Raw genomic sequence first — 5505 nt, forward strand, 5'->3', positions numbered from 1 at the left:
GCCCGCTGGGCATCCTGCGCGCCCGCGGCGGGATGGTCGGAAACACGGACGCGCACGGCGTTGAGGCTGCTGACGTCGTAATGAAGGACAGCGAGAAACAGCAAAGCTACGAAGGCGCGGTACAGGGTTCTGTGATCGCGACGTACATGCACGGGCCGGCGCTGGCGCGGAACCCGCAGCTCGCGGACGTGCTACTCGCGCGTGCGCTCGGGACGACTGTGGCTGAGCTGCCGGAGCTGGGTGCGGGCAGCATCGCGGAGTTCGAGGGCGTGCCGGCTGGGGACGCTGAGACTGCCGGCGCGGGAGGCGCGGACAGCGCGAACACTGGCGCGGGTGCAGGTGCTGGTGCTGGCGCGGGCGTGGGTGCCGGTGCGGGTGCTGGGAGCCCGGACGGCCGTGAGTTCGCAGCGCAGCTCACCGCCGAGGTGGAGCGGCTGCGCCGCGAGCGCCTGGGCTAACCCCCGCCCGCCTAGCCCTGCCCCCCTTATATGCGATTTGCAGAGTTTAATGCCGCTTTTGGACCGATTTCCGGCATCAAACTCTGCAATACGCGGAGGGGGAGAGCGAAACACAACGGGTAGGCCACAACTGGGTGGCCGCCGGGTCGACACCGGGCTGGACCGGCCCAAGCAACCGCGAGCAGCCCAAGCGAAACCCTTAGCAACCCCTAGCGGACCGTGAAGGTCACCTTCTGGGTGTTGGTCTCCCCGAAGTTATCCACGGCCTTGACCTGGGCCTCGTAGGTGCCCGGAGACAGGTCCTCCGGCAGCGCCGCGCGCCACAGGTGCGGGCTCGCCTTCGCCACGTTGCCGCTGGTGGACAGGTTGTGCGTCGCAGAAATCGGGTCGGTGAACTCCCACCCTTCGTTCAGCGCCTCGCCCTGGTGCGGCTGGGTGTGCTCAACGTCGAGGGTGCGCGCCTCGCCGTCCTCGCCAGTGATCGTCATCTCCACCTTGGAGGCACTGGAACCACCGAAAACGCTGCTGGTCAGGTAAGACTTCCCATCGCGCAGGTCGTCCTTGTTCACAGCCAGCGGGTCGATCTCCTCTGGCTCCGGGCCGGCCTTCTCGGCGTCCTGCCACTCCTGAGCCTTCGCAGCCCAGTCGCGCCACGCGGGGCTGTTCACACCGATCAGCTGCTGATGATCCTGGTCCTCGTTGCGCACGGTGTAGAAACCGCCGCGGGTCACCGCGTCACCGGAACCGGAGAAAGTCAGGGTGTACACGCCCGGCTCCGCTGCGTCCTGGGTGTACGCGTGCGGCACACCGTTATCGGTGAGCCCACCGGAGTACCAGTCACCGGACACGGCACCAGCCACAACCTGCTCGATCGGCAGGGACTCAATGCCCTCGGCTGCCCACTCCTCGCGCTTATCACCCGCGCGCAGGTGCTCCAGCGTGTGGGTGTGACCGCCGACGGTGACCGCGTTGCTGTAGCCGTCCAGGACCTCGTACAGGGCGTTGGCGTCGTCGGTGATGACTTCCTTGTAGTTCACGATCGGCGCGTGGGCATAGACGACGACGTGCTTGTCCTTCGGGACGTCCGCGAGGTCGTTCTTCAGCCATTCGAGCTGCTGCTCGCCGACCTTCTCGTAGTAGCCGCCGTTGCCGCCGCCCGGCTTCTGGCCCTTGTATTCAATGTTGTCGAGGGCGATGAAGTGCGTGTTGCCGACCTCGTAGGAGTAGTAGGGGGCACCGAACTGCGCGCGGTAGGTGTCGGTGGCGTCCTTGTCGGAGTCGACGTCGTAGTCCTGGTCGTGATTGCCAGGGAGGGCGCGGACCGGACCGTTGACGTCCTTGTACAGGCTGCGCAGGTCGGGGTTGAGGCTGAGGTCGTCGCCGACGTTGTCGCCGAGCAGCATGATGCCGCAGCCATCGTAGTCGTTGCGCTGGGTCAGGTCGGCGGGCGCACCCTTGCGGGCGTACTCGACCTCTTCCTTGTCGTAGGTCTGGGTGTCCGAAGCGACGACGCAGTTCTGGTCGTCCTTGGCTGTGGCCTGGGACTTTGCCATCGGGAAGTTCACGTACTCCGGGACGGCGCCGGTGGGCTTGAGACCGCCGAACTTCAGGTCCTTCGGGGAGCCGGCCGGCTTGTGGACGTAGCTGAACTGGGCGAAGTTGTCCGCGTCGACGGGGACCTGCCAGCCGGCGGGCTGGGTGACGGAGACGTTCATGTCCTCGTACACCGGGAGGGTGTAGCGGCCCTTGGCGTCGGTGGTGGTCACGTCACGGCCGTTGGTGACCTTGACGCCCTCGATTCCCTTTTCATCCTTGTCGTGGGTGGAGTTCTTGTTCGCATCGTCGAAGACGTGCCCGGTGATGGTGGACTGGTCCTCGGCGTCCTTCTCTGCGGCTTCGACGGAGCCCTCGTAGAGGCCGGTCTCGCCTGGGGCGCTGGAACCCAGGTCGCTGGATCCTGGGAGGCTCGATCCGAGGTCGCTGGAGCCCAAGTCGCTGGAGCCGACCAGGCCCGGGGCTGCATTGGCGGTACCAACAGTGGTGGTCAGGGTCGTTACTGCAGCCATTGCGAGCAGCGTCGCCCGGAAGGGCTTCTTTTCTTGCATTGTCAGAGAACTCCTCTTGAACTAATCACTTGAAAGGCCACGTCGAAAATTAACCGTGGCGGATTTCCTGGGAGTTGCCTCGAAGTAACTTCGCTTTTTATTTTTTATTAATAACTTTTTGGCGGGTGGCCGATCCCCGTCGGCCAGTGTGTGAGCGCCCGCTCCCCCTCGGTATATTCAGTGCTCATGGTCGCCCACATCCACGATTGCATCATCATCGGCGCCGGCCAGGCCGGGCTCTCCACTGCGTTCTACCTGCAGAGGCGCGGCATCACCCCAGTGATTCTGGACAATCAGCCCGGCCCCGGCGCCGCGTGGCGACACGTCTGGCCTTCCATGACCCTGTTCTCCACCCCGGGCTTCTCCAACATGTCAGGCATGCTGATGCCGAAGTACCGCGGACCCGGGGACTACCCGGACGCCCAGCACGTCATCGACTATTTCACCGCATACGAGCAACGCTATGGCTTCGACATTCGGCGCCCTGTTGACGTCCTGAAAGTAAACGCAGACACCGCGGGCGGCTTCGTCCTCGACACCAGCGAGGGCGAGTTCCGGGCGCGCACCGTCGTCGCGGCGACGGGGACGTGGTCGGCGCCATTCGTCCCCTTCCTGCCCGGCACCTTCCGCGGGCGGCAGCGGCATTCCGCGACGTACCCGGGGCCGGAAGAGTTCCGCGGCAAGAAGGTCGCGGTGGTCGGCGCAGCGAACTCGGGGGCGCAGATCGCGGCGGAGCTCACGGACGTCGCGGAGGTCACGTGGTTCACCCGCCACGAACCGCGGTGGATGCCCGACGACGTCGACGGGCGCGTGTTGTTCCGGCGGAATCGGGAACGTGCGCATGCTGTTCTTGCTGGTGAGGACGACCCCGGTGGCGATCGTAATCTCGGGGAGATTGTGATGCTGCCGAAGGTGCTGGAGGCCCGGGATTCAGGTGCGCTGCGGGCGACACCAATGTTCGATTCGCTGGATGAGCTGACGGCGGCGGGCTTCGATGAGCTCGTGTGGTGCACGGGTTTCCGCCCGGCGGTGCGGCCGTTCCGCGAGCTGGTGCGGACGACGGATGCGGGGCGGTTGCGCTCCGCCGTATCCGGGTTTTACCTGGTGGGTCTCGGTGAGACGACGGGGCCCGGTTCCGGCACGATCATGGGTGTGCAGCCTTTCGCGCGCGAGGTGGCTGGGGAGGTCGCGGAGGAGCTGGGCTAGGAGCCTCCTTATTCACGTGCCTTTTCCGCACGGACGCTGGGTTAGAGTGCCCCTTTTTTCACGTACTCTTTTCGCGTCCCCTGAGCCCCGCCCCTTTTTTGTGCGTTTTGCAGAGTTTGATGCCGGAAATTGGGTCAAAAGCGACATCAAACTCTGCAAAACGGAATAGGGGCGGAGCGGGGTGAGCGGGCCGGGGTTAGCTAGGAGCGGGCGGGGTGGGTGAGGGGCGCAGTGAGCAGGCCGGGTGGGTTAGAGCTTCAGCTGGGTGCGGCCCGCGAACGCGCGGGAGAGCGTGAGCTCGTCCACGAACTCCAAGTCCCCACCCATGGGAATCCCGCTGGCCAGGCGCGAAACCGTCAGCCCCGGGAATTCCTTCAGCAAACGCCCCAGGTAGGAGGCAGTGGCCTCACCCTCAGTGTTCGGGTCCGTGGCGATGATGACCTCGGTGATCTCGGGGGCTTCGCGGTACTCGACGTCGTCGGCAGTGCTCTCGCCGCTGGCCCCACCAGCAGCGCCCGCACCCGCGCCCCCATGGCCCGAGCCAGCGCCACCAGCACCAGCGCCGCTATCCATCAGCGACCCCTGCACCGGCCCACCGGCCGACGCGTGCGGCGCGCTCACCGCCACATCCGGCAGCACGCCACCGATCCGCTGCACCAGCGCGGTCACGTTCAGCTCCCCCGGCCCCACACCATTCAGCGGGTCCAGCGCCCCGCCGAGCACGTGGTACCTGCCCCGGTACTCACCGGTGCGCTCGATGACCTGGATATCCTTCGGCTCCTCAACCACGCACACCAGGCTGGCGTCCCTGGAGGAATCCGCGCAGATGCGGCAGACGTCCTCCTGGGAGATGTTGTGGCAGATACGGCAAAACGCCACGCCGGAGTGCAGATTCCCCAGCGCGGCTTGGAAACGTTCGATGTCCTCGCCGGTCGCGTTTTCCAGCAGGTGGAGGGCGATGCGCTGCGCGCTTTTCGGCCCGATGCCTGGGAGGCTGGCGAACTCGTCGATAACGTCCTGAAGCGGACCTTCAAACAAAGTGAACTTTCCCCGTTTCTTCAGTGGCGCTTAGCCGTAATGCGTGCCCCACGCGCACCCGCCCCCAAGGGTCGCGCGGGGTCAAAGGTTTAGAAAGGCAGTCCGCCGCCACCGAGGTCAGCCAGCGGGCCCATCTTCTCCTGGGCGAGGTCCTGCAGCTTCTGGTTGGCGTCCTGGAACGCGCCGATGATGAGGTCCTGGAGGGTTTCGACGTCCTCCGGGTCCACGACCTCCGGGTCGATCTTCAGGTCCTGGACCTCGCCGCCGCCGGAGAGCACGAGGGTGACCTTGCCGTTGCCGGCCTCACCGACGATGGAGGACGCGACGATTTCCGCCTGCGCCTCCTGCAGCTGCTTCTGCATGCGCTGGGCCTGGGCCATGATGTCGTTCATGTTTGGCTGGGACATTTTCTTTGTTCCTTCGCTTCTCGGTTTCTAAGGTTTTGGTTCTTCTTCGGCTGCCACTTTACCCATTCGGCCGGGGCTTGTCGGTGGCAGTTCACTGTGTATTTTCCTGTGCGTTTTCCTAGCGCGTACGCTCGCCGCCGAGGATGTTCTCGATGAGCTCACCCGCGATCTCCAGGGCGGGCCGCGTTTCGCGCTTCCCGGCCTCCCCGGTGGCAAGATCGTCCATGATTTCGTCTTGCTGCCTGCGGAGGGCTTCCTCTGGGTCGGTGGGTTGGGTCCCTTGATTTGGGA

Annotated in this window: 4 protein-coding genes and 1 pseudogene; 2 read left to right on the forward strand and 3 right to left on the reverse strand. The window is 65.4% G+C overall.

Going from position 1 to position 5505, the window contains the following annotated elements; genetic code table 11:
- A pseudogene (locus tag Q1V78_RS08770) lies at positions 1-458 on the forward strand (hypothetical protein); the annotation flags it as partial.
- A 209-nt stretch (positions 459-667) separates the two neighbouring features.
- Here Q1V78_RS08770 and Q1V78_RS08775 read toward each other — a convergent pair.
- Entirely contained in the window at positions 668-2563 is a 1896-nt protein-coding gene (locus tag Q1V78_RS08775; RefSeq protein ID WP_300613684.1) for a calcineurin-like phosphoesterase family protein, read from the reverse strand.
- 186 nt (positions 2564-2749) lie between these two features.
- Between Q1V78_RS08775 and Q1V78_RS08780 the strand changes: the two genes are divergently transcribed.
- Complete coding sequence (locus tag Q1V78_RS08780; protein ID WP_300613686.1) at positions 2750-3769, forward strand: FAD-dependent oxidoreductase; 1020 nt, start codon at positions 2750-2752, stop codon at positions 3767-3769.
- Between the two features lie 249 nt (positions 3770-4018).
- Here the strand turns inward: Q1V78_RS08780 and Q1V78_RS08785 are convergent, their stop codons facing one another.
- Positions 4019-4807, reverse strand: coding sequence for a recombination mediator RecR (locus Q1V78_RS08785; protein WP_300613688.1), 789 nt, complete (start codon positions 4805-4807; stop codon positions 4019-4021).
- 89 nt (positions 4808-4896) lie between these two features.
- Positions 4897-5214, reverse strand: coding sequence for a YbaB/EbfC family nucleoid-associated protein (locus Q1V78_RS08790; protein WP_015382056.1), 318 nt, complete (start codon positions 5212-5214; stop codon positions 4897-4899).
- Positions 5215-5505: the final 291 nt, after the last annotated feature.

Origin of the sequence: Corynebacterium sp., assembly GCF_030152825.1 — a bacterium.
Classification (GTDB): domain Bacteria; phylum Actinomycetota; class Actinomycetes; order Mycobacteriales; family Mycobacteriaceae; genus Corynebacterium.